Origin of the sequence: Enterobacter cloacae complex sp. 397G4 (assembly GCF_050031515.1) — a bacterium.
Classification (GTDB): domain Bacteria; phylum Pseudomonadota; class Gammaproteobacteria; order Enterobacterales; family Enterobacteriaceae; genus Enterobacter; species Enterobacter hormaechei_C.
On the sequence record NZ_JBLGWE010000001.1, the window covers coordinates 687,783 to 710,728 of the forward strand.

Genomic DNA, 22,946 nt, shown 5'->3' on the forward strand with positions numbered 1-22,946 from the left:
TCACCCCGGCCCTCTCCCACCGGGAGAGGGAGAAACAGAATGTAGGCCGGGTAAGGCGTAGCCGCCACCCGGCAAAAACAACAATGTAAAAGGAACTGAAGATGGCAACTCCTCACATTAATGCAGAAATGGGTGATTTCGCTGACGTCGTATTGATGCCGGGCGACCCGCTGCGCGCGAAGCACATTGCAGAAACCTTCCTCGAAGACGTGCGTGAAGTGAACAACGTGCGCGGCATGCTGGGCTTCACCGGCACCTATAAAGGCCGCAAAATCTCCGTGATGGGTCACGGCATGGGTATCCCATCCTGCTCCATCTACACCAAAGAGCTGATCACCGATTTCGGCGTGAAGAAAATCATCCGTGTCGGCTCCTGCGGCGCAGTGCGCATGGACGTTAAGCTGCGTGACGTGGTGATCGGCATGGGCGCGTGCACCGACTCTAAAGTCAACCGCATTCGCTTTAAAGATCATGATTTTGCAGCCATCGCTGACTTTGACATGGTGCGTAACGCGGTTGACGCGGCAAAAGCGTTGGGCGTTGACGCGCGCGTGGGCAACCTGTTCTCTGCCGATCTGTTCTACTCGCCAGAAGGCGACATGTTCGACGTGATGGAAAAATACGGCATTCTGGGCGTGGAAATGGAAGCGGCCGGTATCTACGGCGTGGCGGCTGAATTCGGTGCGAAAGCGCTGACCATCTGCACCGTGTCTGACCACATCCGTACCCACGAGCAGACTACCGCTGCCGAGCGTCAGACCACCTTCAACGACATGATCAAAATCGCGCTGGAATCCGTTCTGCTCGGCGATAAAGAGTAATACCTGTTGTGCCGGGTGGCGGCTTCGCCTGACCCGGCCAGCGGTTTTCCAGGCCCGCTAAGCAGAGCGCCAGCGGGCTTTTTTATTAGCGTACTGCCTGCGCAATCCACGCCGATAACTCCCGCAACTCTTGTTCCTGTTCCGGAAAATCAACACGTAACGCGTCACACTCCTGTTGCAGCATATCTGCCCGATAGAGACAGCCCTGCAAACGTGCAGCCAGCGCTTCTAACGGTGCCGGATTAAGACTATCCGTAAATACCTGAGTACGAGAGATATGGCCTTTCTCGACGTCAAAGTGCAGCTCAACGCCGCCCCAGGTAAATCGCTCATCCAGCAGGTGTGAAAACGCCGGTGCCTGACCGAAATTCCACTCCCAGCTGCTCTGGCGGGCGAAGGTTTCCGCGAAGTTTGGCAGATCCGGGGTTTTATCCGGAGAAATCACCTCGGCTTCTACGCGTTCACCGTAATGCCTGAAAAAGGCCTCGCGGATCGCATCGCAAATGCGTTCATGGGTAATCCCCGGCAGGAGCTCCACCAGATTCGCCACGCGACCGCGCACGGAGGTAATTCCCTTAGCCTGGAGCTTTTTCTTGTCCGGATTCAGATAGTTTGCCAGACGGCTCAGATCGGCATTCAGCAATAATGTGCCGTGGTGGAATCCGCGATCCATCGTTTCGCGGTAGGCTGAGCCTGACACTTTCCGGTCGCCTTCAGGCGTTTTCACGACCAGATCGTTACGTCCCGAGGCTTCAGCCGTCACGCCGAGCGAATTGAGCGCGTTAAGCACAATGGAAGTCGAGATGGTTTTGTCGTATTCCGGCTTGCCCGCCATAAAGGTAAAGCAGGTGTTGCCCAGATCGTGAAACACCGCACCGCCGCCGCTGCTGCGGCGCGCCAGGCGGACGTTGTCCTCTTCCATACGGCGGGTGTTACACTCTTTCCAAGGATTTTGCGCGCGACCAATAACGACCGTATCGGCGTTGCGCCAGAGAAACAGGACGCGCTGGGTGGCAGGCATCTGGCGGAAGATGCACTCTTCCACCGCCAGGTTAAACCAGGGATCGTAAGAGTCAGAGATTAGCAGGCGTAACGTCGACATGGCAGAGTTCCTTTTCCGAATCATCCGCCTACTTTATCACTATTCTTTCTTCTCGCTCTCTTCCTCTTCGGGAACCGACTTGCTGGCGGTTAACAGGAACGGCGACTGCTGCCAGCGGGTGCGTTTGCCCTGGAGCAGCGTGCGCGCCAGTACCACGCCAATCGCCAGCGAGAGCAGCAGCATCAGGCGCAAAATATTGGTGGTGTTATCCACCTGTTTGGCTTCGGTTGGCAGGGTGTGGGTGTCGAGTGTCAGACGTAAATAGCCGAGCGGACCATTCTTGCCCTGAATGGGTTCGACGATTTGTTGGTTGAAATAACCACCGGCTTTTTTGCCATCCAGCGCCAGCCTGTCACGCACGTCGACATGCTCACCCGCGCGGGCAATCAGGTCGCCCTGTTCATCGTACACGCCTGCATCCAGAATGCGGCTGTTTTCCGTAAGCTGGCGCAATACCTGGGCTATTCGCTTATCATCCGGCGTTTCGGTGCGCATAGACGGCGCAACGTTGAGCGTCACCTGGCGCGCCAGCGTCCGGGCCAGTTCCTCAAACTGCGGGTTACGCTGTCGTTGGTGATTCTGGCTAAACCAGGATGCCCCCTGCATCAGCGCCACTAATAGTGCGAGACAGATCAGGACAATCACGGCGCGATGAAGCCGGAATTTCAGTTTTGCGCGAGCCATATTCCACCTGCTTAAAATTTACGGCTTAATGTTGCCAGAAGTGATGGTTACAGGGTAGCCTCATGCGTTATTTTCCCTCTGGAACCTTCCGGCGCGAACGAAATTACAGGAGCTTCAATGCCGAACATTACCTGGTGCGACCTGCCAACGGATGTCTCTTTATGGCCAGGATTGCCGCTCTCTTTAAGTGGCGATGAGGTGATGCCTCTCGATTACCACGCTGGCCGTAGCGGCTGGCTGCTGTACGGACGCGGCCTGGATAAGCAACGCCTCACCCAGTATCAAACCAAACTGGGCGCAGCGATGGTCATCGTTGCGGCCTGGTGCGTGGAAGATTATCAGGTTATTCGCCTGGCGGGTTCCCTGACGCAGCGCGCCACGCGTCTGGCGCACGACGCCGGGCTGGACGTTGCCCCCCTCGGCAAAATTCCGCACCTGAAAACGCCCGGCCTGCTGGTAATGGACATGGACTCCACCGCCATTCAGATCGAATGTATTGACGAGATTGCTAAACTGGCGGGCAGCGGCGAGCTGGTGGCGGAAGTCACCGAGCGCGCGATGCGCGGCGAGCTGGATTTCACCGCCAGCCTGAGACAGCGCGTGGCGACCCTGAAGGGGGCCGATGCTAACATTTTGCGTCAGGTGCGCGATGAACTGCCCCTGATGCCTGGGCTGACGCAGCTGGTGCTCAAGCTGGAGACGCTCGGCTGGAAAGTGGCGATTGCCTCCGGCGGGTTCACCTTCTTTGCCGACTACCTGCGTGACAAGCTGCGTCTGACCACCGTGGTGGCAAACGAGCTGGAGATCATGGACGGCAAACTCACCGGACAGGTCATCGGCGACATCGTGGACGCGCAGTACAAAGCCAATACGCTGACGCGTCTGGCGGAGAAATATGCCATTCCGGTCGAGCAGACCGTCGCCATCGGCGATGGCGCGAACGATCTGCCGATGATCAAAGTTGCCGGGCTGGGTATTGCCTACCATGCCAAGCCGAAAGTGAATGAAAAGACGGAAGTCACTATCCGTCATGCTGATCTGATGGGGGTGTTCTGCATTCTCTCCGGCAGCATTAATCAAAAATAGCGGCCTGCTTTTGTAGGCCGGGTAAGCGTAAGCGCCACCCGGCGCGCAGACCGCACAGAAATAACGAGGTAAACCGTGGCGAAAGCTCCAAAACGCGCATTTGTCTGTAATGAATGTGGTGCGGATTATCCGCGCTGGCAGGGGCAATGCAGCGCCTGCCATGCCTGGAACACCATCACCGAAGTGCGTGGTGTGGCGGCTTCGCCGAGCGTGGCCCGCAATGAACGGCTGAGCGGCTATGCGGGCAATGCAGGCGTGTCGAAGGTACAAAAACTTTCGGATATCAGCCTTGAGGTGCTGCCGCGCTTTTCCACCGGATTCAAAGAATTTGACCGCGTGCTCGGCGGTGGCGTAGTGCCGGGCAGCGCCATTCTGATCGGCGGTAACCCGGGCGCGGGTAAATCGACCCTGCTGCTGCAAACGCTCTGCAAGCTAGCCGAACAGATGAAAACCCTGTACGTCACGGGGGAAGAATCACTCCAGCAGGTGGCGATGCGCGCGCACCGCCTCGGCCTGCCGACCGGCAATCTGAATATGCTTTCGGAAACCAGCATCGAGCAGATCTGCATGATCGCCGAAGAAGAGCAGCCGAAGCTGATGGTGATTGACTCCATTCAGGTGATGCATATGGCTGACATTCAGTCGTCACCGGGAAGCGTGGCGCAGGTGCGTGAAACCGCGGCCTACCTGACGCGCTTTGCCAAAACGCGCGGCGTGGCGATTGTGATGGTTGGTCATGTGACCAAAGACGGCTCGCTGGCGGGACCGAAAGTGCTTGAACACTGTATCGACTGCTCGGTGATGCTCGATGGCGATGCGGATTCCCGTTTTCGTACCCTGCGCAGCCATAAAAACCGCTTTGGCGCGGTGAATGAGCTGGGCGTGTTTGCCATGACCGAGCAGGGGCTTCGCGAAGTCAGCAACCCGTCGGCCATCTTCCTGAGCCGTGGCGACGAGATCACGTCCGGTAGTTCGGTGATGGTGCTGTGGGAGGGGACGCGTCCGCTGCTGGTTGAAATTCAGGCGCTGGTGGATCAATCGATGATGGGCAACCCGCGGCGCGTGGCGGTCGGTCTGGAACAGAACCGCCTGGCGATCCTGCTGGCGGTGCTGCACCGTCACGGCGGTCTGCAAATGGCGGATCAGGATGTGTTCGTCAACGTGGTTGGTGGGGTGAAGGTTACGGAAACCAGCGCGGACCTGGCGCTGCTGCTGGCAATGGTCTCCAGCCTGCGCGACAGACCGTTGCCGCAGGATCTGGTGGTATTTGGTGAGGTAGGGTTGGCCGGCGAGATCCGCCCGGTGCCGAGCGGTCAGGAGCGTATCTCCGAAGCGGCAAAACATGGCTTCCGCCGCGCGATTGTTCCGGCCGCCAACGTGCCGAAAAAAATTCCGGAAGGGATGCAGGTTTTTGGCGTTAAAAAACTTGCAGATGCGTTAAATGTCTTTGACGACTTATAATTACGTATTCGATTTTGCAGGAGGCACCGTAATTTATGTCATCATTTGACTACATCAAGACCGCTATCCGCCAGAAGGGCTGCACGTTGCAGCAGGTGGCGGACGCCAGCGGCATGACCAAGGGCTACCTGAGCCAACTGCTGAACGCCAAAATCAAAAGCCCCAGCGCGCAGAAGCTGGAAGCGCTGCACCGTTTTCTGGGGCTTGAATTTCCGCGGATGCAAAAGAACATTGGCGTGGTGTTCGGTAAGTTCTACCCGCTGCATACCGGGCATATCTATCTGATCCAGCGCGCCTGTAGCCAGGTCGACGAACTGCATATCATCATGGGTTATGATGAAACCCGCGATCGCCAGCTGTTTGAAGACAGCGCCATGTCGCAGCAGCCCACCGTGCCGGACCGCCTGCGCTGGCTGCTTCAGACCTTTAAATATCAGAAAAATATTCGTATTCATGCCTTTAACGAAGAGGGCATGGAGCCGTATCCGCACGGCTGGGACGTGTGGAGCAACGGCATCAAAGCGTTTATGGAAGAGAAGGGCATTGCGCCTAACTGGATCTATACCTCTGAAGAGTCCGACGCGCCGCAGTTCCGCGAGCATCTGGGCATCGAGACGGTGCTGATCGATCCTAAACGCACCTTCATGAACATCAGCGGGGCGCAGATCCGCGAGAACCCGTTCCGTTACTGGGACTACATCCCGACCGAGGTGAAGCCGTTCTTCGTGCGTACGGTGGCGATCCTCGGCGGCGAGTCGAGCGGGAAATCGACGCTGGTAAATAAGCTGGCTAACATCTTCAATACCACCAGTGCGTGGGAGTATGGCCGCGATTACGTCTTCTCACACCTTGGCGGCGACGAGATGGCGTTGCAGTATTCCGACTACGATAAAATCGCGCTCGGTCATGCCCAGTACATTGATTTTGCGGTGAAATACGCCAATAAAGTCGCCTTTATTGATACCGATTTCGTCACCACGCAGGCGTTCTGCAAAAAGTACGAAGGGCGCGAGCACCCGTTTGTGCAGGCGCTGATTGACGAATACCGCTTTGACCTGGTGATCCTGCTGGAAAACAATACCCCGTGGGTGGCCGACGGCATGCGCAGCCTGGGCAGCTCGGTGGACAGGCGGGAGTTCCAGACCATGCTGGTAGAGATGCTTAACGAGAACAACGTTGAGTTTGTACATGTGGAAGAGTCGGACTACGACTCCCGCTTCCTGCGCTGCGTCGAGCTGGTGAAGGAGATGATGGGGGAGCAGGGTTAATAACTTCCCCTCTCCCACCAGGAGAGGGGGCTTTAATCGCCCTCTCCCTTTGGGAGAGGGCCGGGGTGAGGGAATCAGTCCACACTCAATACTCAACCACCACCTTCCCACGCATATGCCCCTCCAGCACCCTGCGGTGCGCTTCGGTAATGCTTTCCACGCTTAGCCCGTGCAGCGTTTCGCTGAGCGAGCTTTCCACCACGCCGTTATCCACCAGCTTCGCCACCTCATCTAAAATCTCACCCTGACGCGCCATATCCGTGGTCTGGTACATGCTACGGGTGTACATAAATTCCCAGTGCAGGGCGGCAGATTTGGACTTCAGCTTGTCCTGGTTCAGCGGATGCGCGTTTTCAACGATGGAACAAATGTCTCCCTGAGGGGCAATCAGATCGCTGACCGCATCCCAGTGCCCGTCGGTATCGTTGAGGATAAAAATGTAATCCACAAAGGTGAGCCCCTGTTTCGCCAGTTCTCCCTTCAGGTCGTGGTAATTTACAACAATGTCAGCCCCGCGATCGCGACACCACCTGGCGGAATCTTCTCGTGAAGCGGTTGCGACGATCTTCACCTTGCTGTTGTGCTTCGCAAACGGGATCGCCAGCGATCCGACTCCACCCGCGCCGCCAATTATCAGCAGCGTTTTATCTGCGTCGGCATCCTGAATCTTCAGCCGTTCAAACAGGCCTTCCCACGCGGTGAGCGCCGTCAGCGGCAATGCAGCCGCGGCGGCCCAGTCAAGGCTTGCAGGCTTGTGCCCGACAATGCGCGCATCGATCAGCTGGTGCGTGGTATTACTGCCCGGACGGGTGATATCCCCCGCGTACCACACTTCGTCACCCGGTTTGAATCCGGTGACGCCAGCCCCAACGGCTTGTACGATACCGCTGGCATCCCACCCGAGAATGCGCGGCTCCTTCAGTCCGCTTTTGGCAATGCCTGCATGTACCTTGGTGTCCACCGGGTTTACGGAGACGGCTTTTACCTCCACCAGCAGATCGTGTTCACCGGGCTGCGGCATCGGCGGAGTGATTTCAACGAAGGTGGACGGATTTTCCGGGTTAACGGCAATGGCTTTCACTGACATGGTGTGCTCCTCAATGGCATGCGTTTTGTTGAGGCTAGTCTATTAAGTGGTCAGCTGCATGATAAGATGGACAATCCAGAACTCAGCGTTCGTACAGGGTGAACAAATGTTTAAACAGCTTCAGGATATGGCGCTGTTTGCGCTGGTGGCCGAGATGGGCAGCTTTACCGCGGCGGCGCAGAAGGCGGAACTGCCGAAATCCAGCGTCAGCCAGCGGATTAGCCAGCTGGAGCAGCAGGTGGGGATCCGTCTGTTGAATCGCACCACGCGCAGGATCAGCCTGACGTTTGCAGGCGAGCACTATCTGGTACACTGTCGCGAGATGCTGGCGGCCAGCGAGCGCGCGGAGTATGCCATTCAGCGGCTGCGCGAAAACCCCAGCGGGCGGCTGCGGATCACCTGTCCGGCGGGAATTGGCGCGACGCTGCTGGCGCATATGAATGCCGAGTTCCAGCTTCGCTATCCGGACGTGTCGCTGGATGTGTCGATCTCAGACGACGTGGTGGATCTGGTCGAGTCTGGCTTTGACGTGGCGCTGCGCACCGGCAAACCGCAGGATTCTTCCCTGATTGGCCGCATGATTGGGCACTGTCCGCGCTACATGCTGGCCTCGCCCCACTACCTGGCGCGTCGGGCGCCGTTAATCCATCCCCGACAGCTGGTGGAGCACCGCTGCATTACGCACCGGGCATGGTCGGAGTGGCTTCTGCGAAGCGAGAGTGAGGATTACCGCTACCTGCCGGATAACGCCCATATGACCGATAACCTGGTGTACGCCCGGGAATGCGCCATTGCCGGGGCGGGGATCACGCTGTTACCCGCATTCCTGCTGGAAGATAAGATCGAAAAGGGCGCGCTGGTGAAGGTGCTGCCGGCGTGGAGCGTTGAGGGAAACGATCTCTGGCTGGCCTACCCGAGCCGTAAGCTCAATTCGCCTGCGCTGATGAGCTATATCGACTTTGCGATGCAGTTTGATGAGGTGAAGCGGTATTACGTGGGCAAATAAAAAAGCCGGGTGGCGGCTTCGCCTTACCCGGCCTACACACTGTGCGGCCTGATGCCCTCACCCTGGCCCTCTCCCACGGGGAGAGGGTACAAACATAAAAAACGGCAACCGAAGTTGCCGTTTTGCTTTTATTTCGCAATACGCTTGTACTTAATACGCTTCGGCTCCAGCGCGTCTGCGCCCAGCGTGCGTTTCTTGTACTCTTCGTATTCGGTGAAGTTACCTTCGAAGAACTCCACTTTACCTTCGTCCTGGTAGTCCAGGATGTGGGTTGCGATGCGGTCCAGGAACCAGCGGTCGTGCGAGATAACCATCGCGCAGCCCGGGAACTCCAGCAGGGCGTTTTCCAGCGCGCGCAGGGTTTCGATGTCCAGGTCGTTGGTAGGTTCATCAAGCAGCAGAACGTTGCCGCCAACCTGGAGCAGCTTCGCCAGGTGCAGACGACCGCGCTCACCGCCGGACAGCTCGCCCACGCGTTTGCCCTGGTCAGTGCCCTTAAAGTTAAAGCGGCCAACGTAAGCGCGGCTTGGCATCTCGGTGTTGCCGATACGCATGATATCCAGACCGCCGGAAACCTCTTCCCACACGGTTTTGCTGTTATCCATTGCGTCGCGGAACTGGTCCACGGAAGCCAGCTTCACGGTTTCACCCAGGGTGATAGAGCCGCTGTCAGGCTGTTCCTGACCGGACATCATGCGGAACAGGGTCGATTTACCTGCGCCGTTCGGACCGATGATGCCAACGATAGCGCCTTTCGGCACGGAGAAGGTCAGGTCGTCGATCAGCAGACGGTCGCCGTAGGACTTACGCAGGTTGGTCACTTCAACCACTTTATCCCCCAGACGTGCGCCAGGTGGAATAAACAGTTCGTTGGTTTCGTTACGTTTCTGGTATTCAGTGTTGTTCAGCTCTTCGAAGCGTGCCAGACGGGCTTTGCCCTTAGACTGACGGCCTTTCGCGCCCTGACGCACCCACTCCAGCTCTTTCTCAATAGACTTGCGGCGGGCCGCTTCCTGAGAGGCTTCCTGCGCCAGGCGCTGATCTTTCTGCTCCAGCCAGGAGGAGTAGTTGCCTTCCCACGGAATACCTTCGCCGCGGTCCAGCTCCAGGATCCAGCCCGCAACGTTGTCGAGGAAGTAACGGTCGTGGGTAATCGCCACCACAGTGCCTTCGAAGTCGTGCAGGAAGCGCTCCAGCCACGCCACGGATTCCGCATCCAGGTGGTTGGTAGGTTCGTCGAGCAGCAGCATGTCTGGTTTTTCCAGCAGCAGGCGGCACAGCGCCACGCGGCGGCGTTCACCACCGGACAGGTTAGCGATTTTCGCATCCCAGTCTGGCAGACGCAGGGCATCGGCCGCGCGCTCCAGCTGCACGTTCAGGTTGTGACCGTCGTGCGCCTGGATAATCTCTTCATATTTGCCCTGCTGAGCGGCCAGTTTGTCGAAGTCCGCATCCGGCTCGGCGTATTTGGCATACACTTCATCCAGACCTTTCAGGGCGTTAACCACCTCGGATACCGCTTCTTCAACGGATTCACGCACGGTGTGTTCCGGGTTCAGCTGGGGTTCCTGCGGCAGGTAGCCGATCTTAATGCCAGGCTGCGGACGGGCTTCACCTTCGATGTCTGTATCGATGCCGGCCATGATGCGCAGCAGGGTGGACTTACCGGCACCGTTGAGACCCAGAACACCGATTTTTGCGCCCGGGAAGAAGCTCAGCGAGATATTTTTAAGAATATGACGTTTCGGCGGGACAACTTTGCCGACACGATGCATGGTATAAACGAATTGAGCCACGTTGGACTTCGCCTCTTTTATCGTGATGAGAATGAATTTCAGCCTCGAAGTGTAGCCTTTTTCACGCCCTAATCCCAGCCAGGAACGTCGGGAGTGTTAAAACGCGCAAGAAAGGTAAAAAAGTGTCCATGACGTGGCGCGTTGTGGGATGCCTGGTTAGCATAAGTTGATGTAACTTTGACGTGGCAAGACGCTGCAACTGACGAAAAACAATGAGGAAGAGCTTGTGGAAAAAGCCAAACGGGTGGTCTGGCGTCTGCTGGCTGCCAGCGTATGCGTAATGGCGGTAAGCCAGGCGGTGCATGCCGATTCACTGGATGAACAACGTAACCGCTATGCCCAGATTAAACAGGCATGGGACAACAAGCAGATGGATACCGTGCAGGCGCTGATGCCGACGCTGAAGGATTATCCGCTGTATCCGTATCTTGAGTATCGTCAGATCACGGACGATCTCATGAATCAACCGACCGTCACCGTGAATAACTTCATTCAGGCGAACCCGACCCTGCCGCCTGCGCGCACCCTGAAGTCCCGGTTTGTGAACGAGCTGGCCCGTCGCGAAGACTGGCGCGGCCTGCTGGCTTTCAGCCCGGATAAACCGGGCGCGACGGAAGCGCAGTGTAATTACTATTATGCGAAATGGGCGACCGGTCAGCAGGAGGAAGCCTGGACCGGCGCGAAAGAGCTGTGGCTGACGGGCAAAAGCCAGCCAAACGCCTGTGACCCGCTGTTCAGCGCCTGGCGCGCCTCGGGCAAGCAGGATCCGCTCTCTTACCTGGAACGTATTCGCCTGGCGATGAAGGCCGGAAACACCCGGCTGGTCACCGTGCTGGCGGGCCAGATGCCCGCAGATTATCAGACCATTGCGTCTGCCGTTATCAGTCTTGCAAACGATCCCAATACCGTGCTGACGTTTGCGCGTACTACCGGCGCGACCGATTTTACCCGCCAGATGGCGGCGGTGGCCTTTGCCAGCGTGGCGCGTGATGATGTGGAAAACGCCCGGCTGATGATCCCGCAGCTGGTGCAGGCCCAGCAGCTTAATGACGATCAAACTCAGGAGCTGCGCGATATCGTGGCATGGCGACTGATGGGGACAGATGTCACCGACGAACAGGCGCGCTGGCGTGACGATGCGGTGATGCGTTCAAACTCTGTCTCGCTGGTGGAGCGTCGCGTGCGCATGGCGCTGGGAACGGGCGATCGTCGTGGCCTCAATACCTGGCTGGCGCGTCTGCCGATGGATGCCAAAGAGAAAGATGAATGGCGTTACTGGCAGGCGGACATGCTGCTGGAACGTGGTCGTGAAGATGAAGCCAAAGAGATCCTCCACTCCCTGATGCAGCAGCGCGGATTCTACCCGATGGCGGCGGCGCAGCGTCTGGGCGAGGAGTACACCCTGAAGATCGACAAAGCGCCAGCCAACGCGAACCCGGCGCTGACGCAGGGGCCGGAGATGGCGCGCGTGCGCGAGCTGATGTACTGGAATCTGGATAATACCGCGCGCAGCGAATGGGCGAATCTGGTCACCAGCCGTACCACCGATGAGAAAGCGCAGCTTGCCCGCTATGCATTTGATAATCGCTGGTGGGATCTGAGCGTGCAGGCGACGATCGCCGGCAAACTGTGGGATCATCTCGAAGAGCGTTTCCCGCTGGCTTATAAGGATCTGTTCGATCGCTACACCAGCGGCAAAGATATTCCGCAAAGCTATGCGATGGCCATTGCCCGTCAGGAGAGCGCCTGGAACCCGAAAGTGCGTTCTCCGGTGGGTGCCAGCGGCCTGATGCAGATTATGCCGGGTACCGCGACGCACACGGTGAAGATGTTTAATATTCCAGGCTACAGCAGCCCGTCCCAGCTGCTGGATCCGGAGACTAACATCAACATCGGTACCAGCTACTTGCAGTACGTCTATCAGCAGTTCGGTAATAACCGTATTTTCGCGTCAGCGGCGTACAACGCCGGACCTGGCCGCGTGCGGACATGGCTTGGCAACAGCGCAGGGCGCATCGACGCCGTGGCGTTTGTCGAGAGCATTCCGTTCTCGGAAACGCGCGGCTATGTGAAGAATGTGCTGGCTTATGACGCCTACTATCGCTACTTCATGGGGCAGAAAGATACCCTGATGAGCGATGCCGAGTGGCAGAGACGTTACTGATCGGCGCGGGTTGTGTTATGCTGTACTCGCTAATGAGTACAAGAGGCAGCATAACATGACCCAGCATTCCCCGTATTCCTCGGCCATGGCCGAACAGCGTCATCAGGAGTGGCTTCGTTTTGTGGAGTTGCTCCGCCAGTCTTACGACAAAGATCTGCATTTACCGTTGCTACAGCTGATGCTGACGCCCGATGAACGCGAAGCGCTGGGCACGCGGGTACGCATTATTGAGGAACTGCTGCGCGGCGAAATGAGCCAGCGCGAGCTGAAAAACGAGCTGGGCGCGGGCATCGCGACCATCACCCGTGGTTCAAACAGCCTGAAGTCGGCGCCGGTTGAACTGCGTCAGTGGCTGGAAGCGGTATTGCTGAAAAACGCCGGATGACGGCTTCGCCTTATCCGGCCTGCAAACTTAACGATAAATCGCGTTATGGAACGGACTTAACGCCAGAATAACGGCCTGGTGGTAAACGCCTGAACGCGTAAGCTTGCCACCCGTAAAGACGCCAATCGCCCCCTCTTTACGACCAATTTCATCAATGCCGGTGTAGTGCGACATTACCGGCCCCAGCGCCTCACCCGCGCGGACTTTCTCCAGTATGACTTCCGGCAGCGGCAGCGTGGCAGAACGCGCTTCGCCGCGCTGCTCACGGCTTTCGATGACAACCCAGCTGAAGGTCGCCCCTTCGTCGATGCCTGCTTCAATCGCGACCCAGAAGTCAGCGTCTGGCGCGGCGGCTTTTGCATTCGCCACGCGATTTCGTGCGCCAGCGCGTGTTTCCTCGCTGCCAAACGGCTGTTCCGGCACACCGCTCTCGACGCCGACGGCGTCAATATGGCAGGATCCTTCGCCGAAGATCTCTTCAAATGCCCTTAGAATTGCCTGAATTTTGGCAGGATTGGTGGTAGCAGAGACAACATGGTGCATAATTAAGCTCGATTTAAAAAATTCATCGCAGTATAACGGAAAAAAAGCATGTTACAGGTATACCTTGTTCGCCACGGTGAAACGCAGTGGAACGCCGAGCGACGTATTCAAGGCCAGTCAGACAGTCCTCTCACCGACAAAGGTGTGCAGCAAGCGTGGCAGGTGGCGGAGCGCGCCAGAACGCTGGGTATCACTCACGTCATCTCCAGTGATTTAGGCCGCACGCAGCAGACGGCACGCATCATCGCCGATGCCTGTGGCTGCGACGTGACCCTCGAACCGCGTCTGCGCGAGCTGGATATGGGCGTGCTGGAAAAACGTCCTATCGATACGCTGACGGAAACCGAAGAAGGCTGGCGCCGCACGCTGGTGAACGGCACTGAAGATGGTCGCATCCCTGAAGGGGAATCCATGCAGGAGCTGAGCGTGCGCATGCATGCCGCGCTGGCCGAGTGCCTGAAACTCCCGGCAGGTAGCCGACCGCTGCTGGTAAGCCACGGTATCGCGCTGGGTTGCCTGGTGAGCACCATTCTGGGACTGCCGGCTTACGCCGAACGCCGTTTGCGTCTGCGCAACTGTTCCATTTCCCGTATCGACTATCAGGAAAGTGCCTGGCTGGCATCGGGGTGGGTAGTTGAGATGGCAGGGGACATTTCGCATCTTGATGCCCCTGCACTGGATGAGTTGCAGCGTTAACGACGTACCGGAATCAGGAATTCCATACGCAGATTGATAGGGCCTTCTTCCGGTTTAGCATCTTGCGCCGGATAGTAGCGCTCAATGTCCTGACCTTTACGGCGATTCAGATTCAGCATCGGCATGCAGGTCCCGTAAACGGTCAGGATGAACTCCTGAACGCCCGTTCCTAAACCTTCGTATGAGAACATCACATACTCGCCGCCTTCCAGCACGACAGGCTTCGAGCCATGAATGTAACCGTTCGCCATGTCAGGCGTCAGCGCCGTGGTATAGAACACCTCCTGCTCGTCGTCTTTTTCCTGGCTGGGATGCGTTTCGTTCAGGCCATACAGAATCGGCGGGATCGCCGGAGCATGGCTTAAAAATTCGCGCCAGAACTGAACGCGCATCTGATGGCGGAACTCGGAGATCTGCTCCAGGGAACAGGAGTAGCTCTGCGTGGTGCCGACCAGGTGCGTTTCCGGCAGGGTGATGATTTCATATTTTGGCATCGCAAACTCGCCCAGACGCAGCGGCGGACGCATACCAAAGGAGCTCCAGTCCGGCGAGCGGCGATAAAGCGCTGGCGTTAACGAGAACTGTTTTTTAAAGGCGCGGGTGAAGGTTTGCTGTGAATCGAAGCGATATTGCAGGGCAATATCCAGGATTGGTCGCGCGGTCAGGCGCAACGCGACAGCAGACTTTGATAAACGACGTGCGCGAATATAGGCACCGATAGCATGACCGGTGACATCCTTGAACATCCTTTGCAGATGCCACTTGGAATAGCCTGCTTTTGCCGCCACATTATCCAGTGACAAAGGCTGGTCGAGATGACCTTCCAGCCAGGTGAGCAGGTCGCGAATAATTCCAGCCTGATCCATATACTATCCTCATCCTTAAAACTGCCGCAGGTGCCTGTTTACAGGTTAGCGGATAATAGCATTTTTTGACGTTTTAGCATTCAGTGTTTTTTTTTGCGCATAAATGCTTTTTGTAGTGATTTATGTGCGGATATATTCTAATCCTGTGATCTTGCTACATTTTTATCTAACCTGTTGAATAATCGCTCAGCGTAATTTTTATGAATGGTAACAATATGAAATACAAGGTTTTAGTCTTTGCAGCACTGGCGCTGATGGCAGGGCGCGTGGCACAGGCGGAGCAAATTGGCTCCGTGGATACTGTGTTTAAAATGTTTGGGCCGGACCACAAAATTGTGGTGGAAGCCTTTGACGATCCGGACGTTAAAAACGTCACCTGCTATGTCAGCCGGGCAAAGACCGGCGGGATTAAAGGCGGCCTGGGGCTGGCTGAAGACACGTCTGACGCGGCCATCTCCTGCCAGCAGGTTGGCCCGGTGGAATTGAGTGACAAAATCAAAAACGGCAAAGCGCAGGGCGACGTCGTATTCCAGAAACGGACCTCGCTGGTGTTCAAAAAGCTACAGGTGGTCCGTTTTTATGACGCGAAGCGTAACACCCTGGCTTATCTGGCTTATTCCGACAAAGTCGTGGACGGCTCACCGAAATACGCGATAAGCGCGGTACCGATTATGCCGTGGCATTGATAAAAAAACGGCGCAAATGCGCCGTTTTTTACTGCGTGACGGGAGAATTACTCCTGGAGGTCACCGCAGAAACGATAGCCTTCACCATGGATCGTGGCGATGATTTCCGGCGTATCCGGCGTAGATTCGAAGTGCTTACGAATACGACGGATGGTTACGTCAACGGTACGATCGTGTGGCTTCAACTCACGACCGGTCATTTTCTTCAGCAGTTCTGCACGGGACTGAATCTTGCCCGGGTTCTCGCAGAAGTGCAGCATCGCGCGGAATTCACTGCGCGGCAGTTTGTACTGCTCACCGTTCGGGCTAATCAGCGAACGGCTATTGATATCAAGTTCCCAGCCGTTGAATTTGTAGCTGTCGACGCTACGACGCTCTTCACTTACCGTACCCAGATTCATGGTGCGGGACAGCAGGTTGCGTGCACGAATGGTTAACTCGCGAGGGTTGAACGGCTTGGTGATGTAGTCATCCGCGCCGATTTCCAGACCAAGAATTTTATCAACCTCGTTGTCACGGCCCGTCAGGAACATCAACGCAACGTTCGCCTGTTCACGCAGTTCGCGCGCCAGAAGAAGCCCGTTTTTGCCCGGCAGGTTGATATCCATAATCACCAGGTTGATATCATTTTCAGAAAGGATCTGATGCATCTCTGCGCCATCGGTCGCTTCAAAGACATCGTAGCCTTCTGCTTCGAAAATGCTCTTTAACGTGTTGCGTGTTACCAACTCGTCTTCAACGATAAGAATGTGCGGGGTCTGCATGTTTGCTACCTAAATTGCCAACTAAATCGAAACAGGAAGTACAAAAGTCCCTGACCTGCCTGATGCATGTCGCAAATTAACATGATCGGCTTAACGTGACTAAAGTACGTAATTGCGTTCTTGATGCACTTTCCATCAACGTCAACAACATCATTAGCTTGGTCGTGGGTACTTTCCCTTTGGACCCGACAGTGTCAAAAACGGCTGTCATCCTAACCATTTTAACAGCAACATAACAGGCTAAGTGACACCGGACACCCAATAAAACTACGCTTCGTTGACATATATCAAGTTCAATTGTAGCACGTTAACAGTTTGATGAAATCATCGTAGCTGAATGCTAGCCTTTGTCACAATTTTTCAATAAACCAACTAGTTGCGGACATTGATTGATAAACGGTACGAATCCAATCAGAAAAGAGTATTCATATGGTCATTATCATTACAAAACATAAGGATAATGGACTTCTGTTAACATTCTAACTGATTGTTCAGCCACAAAATAGTTTAGCTTTTTTTAATTGTTATGAAACGCTATTTCGGTGATTTGTGTTGCAAAATTGTAAATTCGTGCTGCGTAATATGTTGAACTGAATCACATTTTTACCTGCTAACTGATTAAAAAGAGAGCGTAAATGCATCTGTCGATTGTGCTGGTGGCACCAGCAAGAGCTGAAAATATTGGCGCTGCGGCGCGTGCCATGAAGACTATGGGGTTTACCGATTTGCGTATTGTGGACAGCACGGCGCATCTGGAGCCTGCTGCGCGCTGGGTGGCGCACGGTTCGGGTGATATTCTCGATAATATAACCACTTACGCTACGCTCGCCGACGCACTCCACGATATTTCGTTTACCGTCGCGACGACCGCGCGCAGCCGGGCTAAGTTTCACTATTACGCCACGCCTGCTGAACTGGTGCCGATGCTGGAAGAGAAAAGCCAGTGGCTGGAGAAAGCCGCGCTGGTGTTTGGGCGAGAAGATTCCGGGCTGACTAACGAAGAGCTGGAGCTGGCTGACGTGCTGACGGGCGCGCCGATGGTGGCGGATTATCCGTCACTCAATCTGGGGCAGGCGGTGATGGTCTATTGCTATCAATTAGCATCCTTAATACAAATTTCTCAGCCACCGGTGACAGTTTCGGATGAAAACCAGCTGGCGGCACTGCGTGTTCGTGCAGATAACCTTCTTGAGCAGTTGGGCGTCGCTGACGATCAAAAAATGGTGGACTGGTTACAGCAGCGCCTGGGGCGTCTTGAGCAGCGCGACACGGCAATGCTGCACCGATTGCTTCATGATATTGAAAAAAAATTAGCCGAGTAAAATAGTGTCATAGGTTTTTATTATGGCCGATCCTGCTGATGTCTGGGGTTGCATCTGGGTTATTCCGATGAAAATAAATCTGCCCGCAGCGGGACGTGAGAATGTCCCGAATTGTGATCGAATTAAAAATTCATTGACTTAAGGGGCTCGATCCTTTAACCCTAAAAGAATAGAGCACAGACAGATAATAATGACAGAGTACACAACATCCATGAAACGCATCAGCATCACCACCATTACTACAACCATCATCATTACCACAGGTAACGATGCGGGCTGACGCGTACAGGAAAAACAGAAAAAAGCCCGCACCTGAACAGTGCGGGCTTTTTTTTCGGCTAAAGGAAATGAGGTAGAACCATGCGAGTGTTGAAGTTCGGCGGTACGTCAGTGGCAAATGCAGAACGTTTTCTGCGTGTTGCCGATATCCTGGAAAGCAACGCCAGGCAGGGGCAGGTTGCCACCGTGCTCTCTGCCCCGGCCAAAATCACGAACCACCTGGTGGCGATGATTGAAAAAACCATCGGTGGTCAGGATGCACTACCGAACATCAGCGACGCCGAGCGTATCTTTGCCGATCTGCTTCAGGGGCTGGCCGACGCCCAGCCTGGTTTCCCGCTGGCGCAGCTGAAAAGCACCGTTGAACTTGAATTTGCCCAGATTAAACACGTTCTTCACGGTATCAGCCTGCTTGGTCAGTGTCCGGACAGCATCAACGCGGCGCTGATTTGCCGGGGTGAAAAACTCTCTATCGCCATCATGGCAGGCGTGCTGGAAGCGCGCGGTCACCACGTGACGGTCATCGATCCGGTTGAAAAACTGCTGGCTGTGGGCCACTACCTTGAATCCACCGTCGACATTGCCGAGTCGACACGCCGTATTGCGGCGAGCAAAATCCCGTCTGACCATATGATCCTGATGGCAGGCTTTACCGCCGGTAACGAGAAGGGTGAACTGGTGGTGCTGGGGCGTAACGGCTCTGACTACTCCGCCGCCGTGCTGGCGGCCTGTTTACGCGCAGACTGTTGTGAGATCTGGACTGACGTCGACGGCGTTTATACCTGCGATCCACGCCAGGTGCCGGACGCCAGGCTGCTGAAGTCGATGTCGTACCAGGAAGCGATGGAGCTTTCCTACTTCGGCGCTAAAGTTCTTCACCCGCGTACCATCTCCCCGATTGCCCAGTTCCAAATCCCTTGCCTGATTAAGAATACCGGTAACCCTCAGGCGCCGGGCACGCTGATTGGCGCCAGCGCGGATGAAGATGACCTGCCGGTGAAAGGCATTTCTAACCTCAATAACATGGCGATGTTCAGCGTCTCCGGCCCGGGGATGAAGGGCATGGTCGGCATGGCGGCACGCGTCTTTGCCGCTATGTCCCGCAACGGGATCTCCGTGGTGCTGATCACGCAGTCTTCTTCCGAATACAGCATCAGCTTCTGCGTTCCGCAGGGTGATTGCCTGCGTGCCCGTCGCGCGCTGGAAGAAGAGTTCTATCTGGAGCTGAAAGAGGAGCTGCTGGAGCCGCTCTCGATTCAGGAGCGTCTGGCGATTATCTCTGTGGTCGGCGACGGCATGCGCACCCTGCGCGGTATCTCCGCCAAATTCTTTGCCGCGCTGGCCCGGGCTAATATCAATATCGTGGCGATTGCCCAGGGCTCATCAGAGCGTTCCATTTCCGTTGTCGTGGATAACGATGACGCCACTACCGGCGTGCGCGTGGTGCATCAGATGCTGTTCAACACCGACCAGGTGATTGAGCTGTTCCTGGTGGGCGTCGGTGGTGTCGGTGGCGCGCTGCTGGAGCAGGTGAAGCGCCAGCAGGAGTGGCTTAAGAAGAAACATATCGATTTGCGCGTTTGCGGCATTGCGAACTCGAAAGCGTTGCTGACTAACGTCCACGGTCTGAATCTGGAAAACTGGCAGGCGGAGCTGGAAGAGGCGAAAGAGCCATTTAACCTGGGCCGCCTGATCCGCCTGGTGAAAGAATATCACCTGCTTAACCCGGTGATCGTTGACTGTACCTCCAGCCAGGCGGTGGCCGATCAGTACGCGGATTTCCTGCGCGAAGGGTTCCACGTGGTGACGCCGAACAAAAAGGCCAACACCTCGTCGATGGATTACTATCACCAGCTGCGGCTGGCGGCGAGTAAGTCGCGCCGTAAGTTTCTGTATGACACCAACGTGGGCGCGGGCCTGCCGGTCATCGAGAACCTGCAAAACCTGCTGAACGCGGGCGACGAACTACAGCGTTTCTCCGGCATCCTCTCCGGCTCCCTGTCGTTTATCTTCGGCAAGCTGGACGAAGGGATGAGCTTGTCGGAAGCCACCCGCGCCGCGCGCGAGCTGGGCTACACCGAGCCGGATCCGCGCGACGACCTCTCCGGCATGGACGTGGCGCGTAAGCTGCTGATCCTGGCGCGCGAAACTGGCCGCGAGCTGGAGCTTTCGGATATCGTGATTGAGCCGGTGCTGCCAGCAGAATTTGATGACAGCGGTGACGTCAGCGCCTTTATGGCCAGGTTGCCGCAGCTTGACGACGCCTTTGCCGCACGCGTTGCGAAAGCCCGTGATGAAGGTAAGGTATTGCGCTATGTTGGCAACATTGAAGAAGACGGCGTCTGCCGGGTGAAGATTGCCGAAGTGGATGGCAACGATCCGCTGTACAAGGTGAAAAACGGCGAGAACGCCCTGGCGTTCTACAGCCATTATTATCAGCCACTGCCGCTGGTGCTTCGCGGCTATGGCGCAGGGAATGATGTGACGGCGGCAGGCGTGTTTGCCGATCTGCTGCGTACCCTGTCATGGAAGTTAGGAGTTTAAGATGGTTAAAGTATATGCCCCGGCTTCCAGCGCCAATATGAGCGTCGGATTTGACGTGCTGGGCGCGGCGGTCACGCCGGTGGACGGTTCGCTGCTGGGCGATACGGTTACGGTTGAGGCGGCAGAGCGCTTCAGCCTGAATAACATCGGCCGCTTCGCCAGTAAGCTGCCGTCTGAACCGCGCGAGAATATCGTTTATCAGTGCTGGGAACGCTTCTGTCAGGAGATCGGCAAAAACGTGCCGGTCGCCATGACGCTGGAAAAGAGCATGCCGATTGGTTCGGGGCTGGGCTCGAGCGCCTGCTCGGTGGTCGCCGCGCTGGTGGCGATGAATGAGCATTGCGGCAAGCCGCTGAACAACAGCCGTCTGCTGGCGCTGATGGGCGAGCTGGAAGGGCGCATCTCCGGCAGCATTCATTATGATAACGTGGCGCCGTGCTTCCTTGGCGGCATGCAGCTGATGATTGAAGAAAATGGCATCATCAGCCAGCAGGTGCCAGGGTTTGATGAGTGGCTGTGGGTGCTGGCCTATCCGGGCATTAAAGTGTCTACCGCCGAAGCGCGTGCGATCCTGCCGGCGCAGTATCGTCGTCAGGACTGTATCGCCCACGGGCGTCATCTGGCGGGCTTTATTCACGCCTGCTACACCCGTCAGCCGCAGCTGGCGGCGAAACTGATGAAAGACGTCATTGCCGAGCCGTATCGCACGAAGCTGCTGCCGGGCTTTAACGAAGCGCGACAGGCATCCATGGATATCGGCGCACAGGCGTGCGGCATCTCCGGCTCCGGCCCGACGCTGTTCGCCTTATGCGACAAGCCAGACACCGCGCAGCGCGTGGCGGACTGGCTCTCTAAACACTACCTGCAAAATCAGGAAGGCTTTGTTCATATTTGCCGTCTGGACACGGCTGGCGCACGAGTACTGGGATAACGAATGAAACTCTACAACCTTAAAGATCATAACGAGCAGGTCAGCTTCGCGCAGGCGGTAACGCAGGGGCTTGGCAAAAATCAGGGGCTGTTCTTCCCCCACGACCTGCCGGAATTTCAGCTGACCGAAATCGATGAGCTGCTGAAGCAGGACTTTGTCACCCGCAGCACCAAAATTCTGTCTGCCTTTATCGGCGACGAAATCCCGCAGGAGCTGCTCGAAGAACGCGTGCGTGCGGCGTTTGCTTTCCCGGCGCCGGTGAAGCAGGTGGAGCCTGACGTTGGTTGTCTGGAGCTGTTCCACGGCCCGACGCTGGCGTTCAAAGATTTCGGCGGTCGCTTTATGGCGCAGATGCTGACCCACATCAGCGGCGACAAACCGGTGACCATTCTTACCGCGACTTCAGGCGATACCGGAGCGGCGGTGGCCCATGCGTTCTACGGCCTGAAAAACGTCCGCGTGGTGATCCTCTATCCGAAAGGCAAAATCAGCCCGCTTCAGGAAAAACTGTTCTGCACCCTTGGGGGCAACATTGAAACCGTGGCGATCGACGGCGATTTCGATGCCTGTCAGGCGCTGGTGAAGCAGGCCTTCGATGACGAAGAGCTGAAGGCGGCGCTGGGGCTGAACTCTGCCAACTCCATCAACATCAGCCGTCTGCTGGCGCAGATCTGCTACTACTTCGAAGCGGTGGCGCAGCTGCCGCAGGAGGCGCGCAATCAACTGGTGGTTTCCGTGCCAAGCGGCAACTTCGGCGACCTGACGGCAGGCCTGCTGGCGAAATCACTCGGCCTGCCGGTGAAGCGCTTTATCGCCGCCACCAACGCCAACGACACCGTGCCGCGTTTCCTGAAGGACGGAAAATGGGCGCCGAACGCGACTCAGGCCACGCTCTCCAATGCGATGGATGTGTCACAGCCTAACAACTGGCCGCGTGTGGAAGAGCTGTTCCGCCGTAAGGTCTGGCGTCTGGGCGATCTGGGCTACGCAGCGGTGACGGACGAAACCACGAAAGCCACCATGCGCGAGCTGAAAGCGGTGGGCTATACCTCTGAGCCGCACGCGGCGATTGCCTATCGTGCCCTGCGCGATCAGCTTCAACCGGGTGAGTATGGCCTGTTCCTCGGCACCGCCCATCCGGCCAAGTTCAAAGAGAGTGTGGAAGCGATCCTGGGGGAAACGCTGCCGCTGCCAAAAGAGCTGGCCGATCGCGCCGACCTGCCGCTGCTGTCTCATGAGCTGCCCGCAGACTTTGCCGCGCTGCGTAAGCTGATGATGGCCCGAGCGTGATTGTGCTGCCCGGTGGCGGCTTCGCCTTACCGGGCCTACAACGGCGAACTCATCGTAGGCCGGGTAAGCGCAGCGCCACCCGGCTTTTTTGTGAAGAAATTAAGGAGAAAAACAGCAGGAAAAAAGCAGAAATTCCCAATAAATGCGGTCACTTAGCGTTTAGGA

The 22,946-nt window shown here is 56.6% G+C and carries 22 protein-coding genes and 1 other annotated feature; of the genes, 15 read left to right on the forward strand and 7 right to left on the reverse strand.

The genetic code is table 11. From position 1 onward, the window contains the following. The first annotated feature begins 101 nt into the window (after nucleotides 1-101). On the forward strand, nucleotides 102-821 hold the full coding sequence (gene deoD, locus ACQG1Y_RS03315) for a purine-nucleoside phosphorylase (RefSeq protein ID WP_003856538.1): 720 nt from the start codon (nucleotides 102-104) through the stop codon (nucleotides 819-821). Between the two features lie 85 nt (nucleotides 822-906). Here deoD and lplA read toward each other — a convergent pair whose 3' ends face one another. Both lplA and ACQG1Y_RS03325 read right to left on the reverse strand, forming a co-directional pair. Next, complete coding sequence (gene lplA / locus ACQG1Y_RS03320; protein WP_015572614.1) at nucleotides 907-1,923, reverse strand: lipoate--protein ligase LplA; 1,017 nt, start codon at nucleotides 1,921-1,923, stop codon at nucleotides 907-909. Between the two features lie 39 nt (nucleotides 1,924-1,962). Beyond that, on the reverse strand, nucleotides 1,963-2,607 hold the full coding sequence (locus ACQG1Y_RS03325) for a YtjB family periplasmic protein (RefSeq protein WP_015572615.1): 645 nt from the start codon (nucleotides 2,605-2,607) through the stop codon (nucleotides 1,963-1,965). 117 nt (nucleotides 2,608-2,724) lie between these two features. Between ACQG1Y_RS03325 and serB the strand changes: the two genes are divergently transcribed. The 3 genes from serB (at nucleotide 2,725) to nadR (ending at nucleotide 6,422) form a co-directional block, all read left to right on the forward strand. Beyond that, the gene (serB, locus tag ACQG1Y_RS03330) at nucleotides 2,725-3,693 is read left to right on the forward strand and encodes a phosphoserine phosphatase (RefSeq protein WP_003856524.1); all 969 of its coding nucleotides are present in this window, start codon (nucleotides 2,725-2,727) and stop codon (nucleotides 3,691-3,693) included. A gap of 75 nt (nucleotides 3,694-3,768) precedes the next feature. Then, nucleotides 3,769-5,154 carry a DNA repair protein RadA gene (gene radA, locus ACQG1Y_RS03335; protein WP_252013422.1) on the forward strand — a complete coding sequence of 462 codons (1,386 nt, stop codon included), beginning with the start codon at nucleotides 3,769-3,771 and terminating at the stop codon, nucleotides 5,152-5,154. A 35-nt stretch (nucleotides 5,155-5,189) separates the two neighbouring features. Then, on the forward strand, nucleotides 5,190-6,422 hold the full coding sequence (nadR, locus tag ACQG1Y_RS03340; protein WP_015572616.1) for a multifunctional transcriptional regulator/nicotinamide-nucleotide adenylyltransferase/ribosylnicotinamide kinase NadR: 1,233 nt from the start codon (nucleotides 5,190-5,192) through the stop codon (nucleotides 6,420-6,422). Between the two features lie 85 nt (nucleotides 6,423-6,507). Here the strand turns inward: nadR and ACQG1Y_RS03345 are convergent, their stop codons facing one another. Continuing rightward, nucleotides 6,508-7,509: a zinc-binding alcohol dehydrogenase family protein gene (locus ACQG1Y_RS03345; RefSeq protein ID WP_032652513.1), complete on the reverse strand. Its 1,002-nt coding sequence runs from the start codon at nucleotides 7,507-7,509 to the stop codon at nucleotides 6,508-6,510. Between the two features lie 106 nt (nucleotides 7,510-7,615). On the opposite strand from ACQG1Y_RS03345, the gene ACQG1Y_RS03350 reads away from it, so the two are divergent. Beyond that, on the forward strand, nucleotides 7,616-8,515 hold the full coding sequence (locus ACQG1Y_RS03350; RefSeq protein WP_015572618.1) for a LysR family transcriptional regulator: 900 nt from the start codon (nucleotides 7,616-7,618) through the stop codon (nucleotides 8,513-8,515). A gap of 128 nt (nucleotides 8,516-8,643) precedes the next feature. On the opposite strand, the gene ettA is transcribed toward ACQG1Y_RS03350, so the two are convergent. Beyond that, on the reverse strand, nucleotides 8,644-10,311 hold the full coding sequence (gene ettA / locus ACQG1Y_RS03355; protein ID WP_006810191.1) for an energy-dependent translational throttle protein EttA: 1,668 nt from the start codon (nucleotides 10,309-10,311) through the stop codon (nucleotides 8,644-8,646). Between the two features lie 226 nt (nucleotides 10,312-10,537). Here ettA and sltY point away from each other — a divergent pair, with 226 nt between their 5' ends. Together sltY and trpR are read left to right on the forward strand one after the other, a co-directional pair. After that, the gene (sltY, locus tag ACQG1Y_RS03360; RefSeq protein ID WP_017694548.1) at nucleotides 10,538-12,475 is read left to right on the forward strand and encodes a murein transglycosylase; all 1,938 of its coding nucleotides are present in this window, start codon (nucleotides 10,538-10,540) and stop codon (nucleotides 12,473-12,475) included. Nucleotides 12,476-12,530: 55 nt separating this feature from the next. Continuing rightward, the gene (gene trpR, locus ACQG1Y_RS03365) at nucleotides 12,531-12,860 is read left to right on the forward strand and encodes a trp operon repressor (protein WP_003856511.1); all 330 of its coding nucleotides are present in this window, start codon (nucleotides 12,531-12,533) and stop codon (nucleotides 12,858-12,860) included. A 27-nt stretch (nucleotides 12,861-12,887) separates the two neighbouring features. Here the strand turns inward: trpR and yjjX are convergent, their stop codons facing one another. Next, a complete protein-coding gene (yjjX, locus tag ACQG1Y_RS03370) occupies nucleotides 12,888-13,403 on the reverse strand; it encodes an inosine/xanthosine triphosphatase (RefSeq protein WP_015572619.1) in 516 nt (171 codons plus the stop codon). Between the two features lie 48 nt (nucleotides 13,404-13,451). Here yjjX and gpmB point away from each other — a divergent pair, with 48 nt between their 5' ends. Continuing rightward, nucleotides 13,452-14,099, forward strand: a complete 648-nt coding sequence (gpmB, locus tag ACQG1Y_RS03375; protein WP_006810187.1) for a 2,3-diphosphoglycerate-dependent phosphoglycerate mutase GpmB — start codon at nucleotides 13,452-13,454, stop codon at nucleotides 14,097-14,099. Here the strand turns inward: gpmB and robA are convergent. After that, on the reverse strand, nucleotides 14,096-14,965 hold the full coding sequence (gene robA, locus ACQG1Y_RS03380) for an MDR efflux pump AcrAB transcriptional activator RobA (RefSeq protein ID WP_003856504.1): 870 nt from the start codon (nucleotides 14,963-14,965) through the stop codon (nucleotides 14,096-14,098). The two genes, gpmB and robA, sit on opposite strands and share 4 nt — an antisense overlap. 215 nt (nucleotides 14,966-15,180) lie before the next feature. Here robA and creA point away from each other — a divergent pair, with 215 nt between their 5' ends. Then, complete coding sequence (creA, locus tag ACQG1Y_RS03385) at nucleotides 15,181-15,651, forward strand: protein CreA (RefSeq protein ID WP_414234765.1); 471 nt, start codon at nucleotides 15,181-15,183, stop codon at nucleotides 15,649-15,651. Nucleotides 15,652-15,698: 47 nt separating this feature from the next. Here creA and arcA read toward each other — a convergent pair whose 3' ends face one another. Then, complete coding sequence (arcA, locus tag ACQG1Y_RS03390) at nucleotides 15,699-16,415, reverse strand: two-component system response regulator ArcA (RefSeq protein ID WP_003856501.1); 717 nt, start codon at nucleotides 16,413-16,415, stop codon at nucleotides 15,699-15,701. A gap of 95 nt (nucleotides 16,416-16,510) precedes the next feature. Here arcA and yjjY point away from each other — a divergent pair, with 95 nt between their 5' ends. The 6 genes from yjjY (at nucleotide 16,511) to thrC (ending at nucleotide 22,781) form a co-directional block, all read left to right on the forward strand. Continuing rightward, a complete protein-coding gene (yjjY, locus tag ACQG1Y_RS03395; RefSeq protein WP_001541509.1) occupies nucleotides 16,511-16,651 on the forward strand; it encodes a protein YjjY in 141 nt (46 codons plus the stop codon). A 399-nt stretch (nucleotides 16,652-17,050) separates the two neighbouring features. Next, entirely contained in the window at nucleotides 17,051-17,737 is a 687-nt protein-coding gene (locus ACQG1Y_RS03400) for a tRNA/rRNA methyltransferase (protein ID WP_017383824.1), read from the forward strand. Between the two features lie 211 nt (nucleotides 17,738-17,948). Further along, nucleotides 17,949-18,017 carry a thr operon leader peptide gene (thrL, locus tag ACQG1Y_RS03405; protein WP_015572623.1) on the forward strand — a complete coding sequence of 23 codons (69 nt, stop codon included), beginning with the start codon at nucleotides 17,949-17,951 and terminating at the stop codon, nucleotides 18,015-18,017. After that, nucleotides 17,956-18,073 (forward strand) — a sequence feature (Thr leader region). Its footprint overlaps the gene before it by 62 nt. A gap of 24 nt (nucleotides 18,074-18,097) precedes the next feature. Further along, entirely contained in the window at nucleotides 18,098-20,560 is a 2,463-nt protein-coding gene (thrA, locus tag ACQG1Y_RS03410; RefSeq protein WP_023295899.1) for a bifunctional aspartate kinase/homoserine dehydrogenase I, read from the forward strand. 1 nt (nucleotide 20,561) lies between these two features. Further along, nucleotides 20,562-21,491 (forward strand): homoserine kinase, encoded by a 930-nt coding sequence (gene thrB / locus ACQG1Y_RS03415; protein ID WP_022650380.1) that lies wholly within the window; start codon nucleotides 20,562-20,564, stop codon nucleotides 21,489-21,491. A gap of 3 nt (nucleotides 21,492-21,494) precedes the next feature. Further along, nucleotides 21,495-22,781, forward strand: coding sequence for a threonine synthase (thrC, locus tag ACQG1Y_RS03420; protein WP_128771995.1), 1,287 nt, complete (start codon nucleotides 21,495-21,497; stop codon nucleotides 22,779-22,781). Nucleotides 22,782-22,946 lie beyond the last annotated feature (165 nt).